We start from the raw sequence: 3,073 nt of genomic DNA, 5'->3' as shown, positions 1-3,073 counted from the left end.
GAGTGACGGCCATGCGGTGCCCGGCAATGCGTTGGACGACGCCGCACGCGAGGCGCGGCTGGCCCGTTTTTTCCGGCCTTATCACGACCATATCGCCGCAACGATCGCGGCGCATCGCCCGGCGATGATCCTGTCGCTGCACAGTTTTACGCCTTCGCTCGCTGCGCATCCCGACCAGGCGCGGCCGTGGCACGTCGGGGTCCTCTATAATGAAGACGACCGGCTGGCGGGCGCCGCCATCATGGCGTTGCAGGCAGAAGGGATGATCGTCGGCGACCAGCAACCCTATTCGGGAAAGCTGCTCAATGCGACGATGAACCGCCATGCCGAAGGCAACGCCATTCCCTATGTCGGGATCGAGATGCGGCAGGATCTGGTCGGCGACGCGGCGGGGCAGGCGTTGTTCGCGCAGCGGCTTTCTCGCATGTGCAGCAAAGTTGCATTGAATCTGCCCGGATAGGCGTGTAGAGGCGCGTCTCTTCGCTGAATTTTGTAATAATATTATCAGGACTGTTGAAAATGCCTTCATATCGTTCGCGCACCACCACCCACGGCCGCAACATGGCGGGCGCGCGCGGTCTGTGGCGCGCGACGGGCATGAAGGACAGCGATTTCGGCAAGCCGATCATCGCGGTGGTCAACAGCTTCACCCAATTTGTGCCGGGGCACGTACACCTGAAAGACCTGGGCCAGATGGTCGCGCGCGAGATCGAAGCGGCGGGCGGGGTTGCCAAGGAATTCAATACGATCGCGGTCGATGACGGGATCGCGATGGGGCATGACGGCATGCTCTATTCCTTGCCGAGCCGCGACCTGATCGCGGATTCGGTCGAATATATGGTCAACGCGCATTGCGCCGATGCGATGGTGTGCATTTCCAACTGTGACAAGATCACGCCCGGCATGTTGATGGCGGCGCTGCGGATCAATATCCCCGTCGTATTTGTGTCGGGCGGACCGATGGAAGCGGGCAAAGTCGTGCTGAAGGGCAAGGAAGTCGCGCTCGACCTGGTCGATGCGATGGTTGCGGCCGCCGACGACAAATATACCGATGCCGAAGTGGCCGAAATCGAACGGGCAGCCTGTCCGACCTGTGGCAGCTGTTCGGGCATGTTCACCGCCAATTCGATGAACTGCCTGACCGAGGCGCTGGGCCTGTCGCTGCCCGGCAACGGATCGACGCTGGCGACCCACGCCGACCGCAAGCAGTTGTTCCTGCGCGCCGGGCGGATTGCCGTCGAAATGTGCAAGCGCCATTATGAAGAGGGCGACGACAGCGTCCTGCCGCGCAATATCGCGACGTTCGAGGCGTTCGAGAATGCCATGAGCCTCGACATCGCGATGGGCGGGTCGACCAACACCGTGCTGCACCTGCTGGCCGCGGCGTTCGAGGCCGGGGTGGATTTCACCATGGCCGATATCGACCGGCTGTCGCGCCGTGTGCCGTGCCTGTCGAAAGTCGCGCCCGCAAAAAGCGACGTCCATATGGAGGATGTCCACCGCGCGGGCGGGATCATGGCGATCCTCGGCGAACTCGAACGCGCCGGGCTGCTCCACGCCCACCTGCCCACGGTGCACAGCGCGACGCTGGGCGATGCGCTGGGTAAATGGGATATCGGGCGGACGAACGATCCCGACGTCCGGAAATTCTTCCTCGCAGCGCCCGGCGGCGTGCCGACGCAGGTGGCCTTCAGCCAGGATCGGCGCTGGGACGACCTTGATCTCGACCGCCAGAATGGCGTGATCCGTTCGGCCGACCATGCGTTCAGCAAGGACGGCGGGCTTGCCGTGCTGTCGGGCAATCTGGCGCTCGACGGCTGTATCGTGAAGACCGCCGGGGTGGACGAGAGCATCCTGAAGTTCTCCGGCCCTGCAAAGGTTTTTGAAAGCCAGGACGCGGCGGTCGCGGGCATATTGACCGGACAGGTCGAGGCGGGGGACGTCGTCGTCATCCGCTACGAGGGGCCGAAGGGCGGGCCGGGGATGCAGGAAATGCTCTATCCGACGAGCTACCTTAAGTCGAAGGGCCTTGGCGCCGCCTGTGCGCTGATCACCGACGGGCGGTTTTCGGGTGGAACGTCGGGGCTGTCGATCGGCCATGTCTCGCCCGAAGCGGCAGAAGGCGGAACGATCGGGCTGGTCGAAAATGGCGACCTGATCAATATCGACATCCCGAACCGCACGATCATATTGGCCGTTGCCGACAGCGTGCTGGCCGCGCGCCGCGCCGCGATAGAGGCAAGGGGCGATGCCGCATGGCAGCCCGCCAAGCCGCGGCCGCGCAAGGTTTCGGTAGCACTTCAGGCTTATGCCGCGATGACGACCAGTGCCGCGCGCGGCGCGGTGCGCGACCTGTCGCAACTGAAGGGCAAGGGATGAAACAATTCGGAGGGGCGTTGCTGACCCTGCTCGCGCTGGCGGGATGCGACCGCGCGCCGGACAATGGCGACCTGTCGGATGCTGAGGCCCGCGCATCGCGTGAGGCCAGCGAAAACGGGCGGATCGAATGCGCGCTCGAGGGCGCCAAGCTGTTCGACCGCACCTGCACGGTCGAAGAGATGAGCGGCGAGGACGGGGCGATCCTAGTCGTCGGTCGCGGCAATGTCGGTTACCGGCGTCTCCAGATTACCACCGACGGCCGCGGCGTGGTGTCGGCCGACGGCGCCGAACCCGCAAAGGTGACGATCATCGGTGACAATGTCATCGAAGTCGCGGTCGGCAAGGACCGATACCGCCTGCCCGCCAACACGGGCGGCGCGAAGTAGGCGCGTCGGCGCGTTCGTGATAGGGCGGGGTCATGTCCGTCCCCGCCGATGCCCCCATATTGACCGCAAAGGCGATGCGCGAGGCGGAGGCCGCCTGCGCAATCCAGGGCACGTCGCTGGGCGAACTGATGGAGGCTGCGGGGGCGGCGGTCGCCGACACCGCCTGGCGGATGGCGGCGGGGGCGCCGATCCTGATCCTGTGCGGTCCCGGCAACAATGGCGGCGACGGTTATGTCGCTGCGCGCCGGTTGGCACAGCGGGGCGCGCTGGTGCGCGTGGCGGCGCTGGCCGAACCGGCAACCGATCTG

At 65.2% G+C, this 3,073-nt stretch carries 4 protein-coding genes; all 4 read left to right on the top strand.

The window, feature by feature from the left end:
- Positions 1 to 460: N-formylglutamate amidohydrolase (locus A3E77_RS04530; RefSeq protein ID WP_293643646.1), on the top strand; the 460-nt coding region annotated here is incomplete at its 5' end.
- A 59-nt stretch (positions 461 to 519) separates the two neighbouring features.
- On the top strand, positions 520 to 2,379 hold the full coding sequence (ilvD, locus tag A3E77_RS04525; RefSeq protein ID WP_293643645.1) for a dihydroxy-acid dehydratase: 1,860 nt from the start codon (positions 520 to 522) through the stop codon (positions 2,377 to 2,379).
- On the top strand, positions 2,376 to 2,765 hold the full coding sequence (locus A3E77_RS04520) for a hypothetical protein (protein ID WP_293643644.1): 390 nt from the start codon (positions 2,376 to 2,378) through the stop codon (positions 2,763 to 2,765). Before ilvD ends, A3E77_RS04520 begins: the two co-directional genes overlap by 4 nt.
- Positions 2,766 to 2,797: 32 nt before the next feature.
- Positions 2,798 to 3,073 (top strand): NAD(P)H-hydrate epimerase (locus A3E77_RS04515; RefSeq protein WP_293643643.1); only part of this gene is annotated, 276 nt, incomplete at its 3' end.

Origin of the sequence: Sphingopyxis sp. RIFCSPHIGHO2_12_FULL_65_19 (genome assembly GCF_001830555.1) — a bacterium.
Taxonomy (GTDB): Bacteria; Pseudomonadota; Alphaproteobacteria; order Sphingomonadales; family Sphingomonadaceae; genus Sphingopyxis.
Note: the sequence above shows the minus strand (reverse complement) of the source record. Positions and strands in the feature narration are given on the sequence as shown.

Coding starts and splice junctions, on each gene's coding strand:
- ilvD (WP_293643645.1), top strand. CDS start 520: ATGCCTTCATATCGTTCGCGCACCACCACCCACGGCCGCAACATGGCG.
- A3E77_RS04520 (WP_293643644.1), top strand. CDS start 2,376: ATGAAACAATTCGGAGGGGCGTTGCTGACCCTGCTCGCGCTGGCGGGA.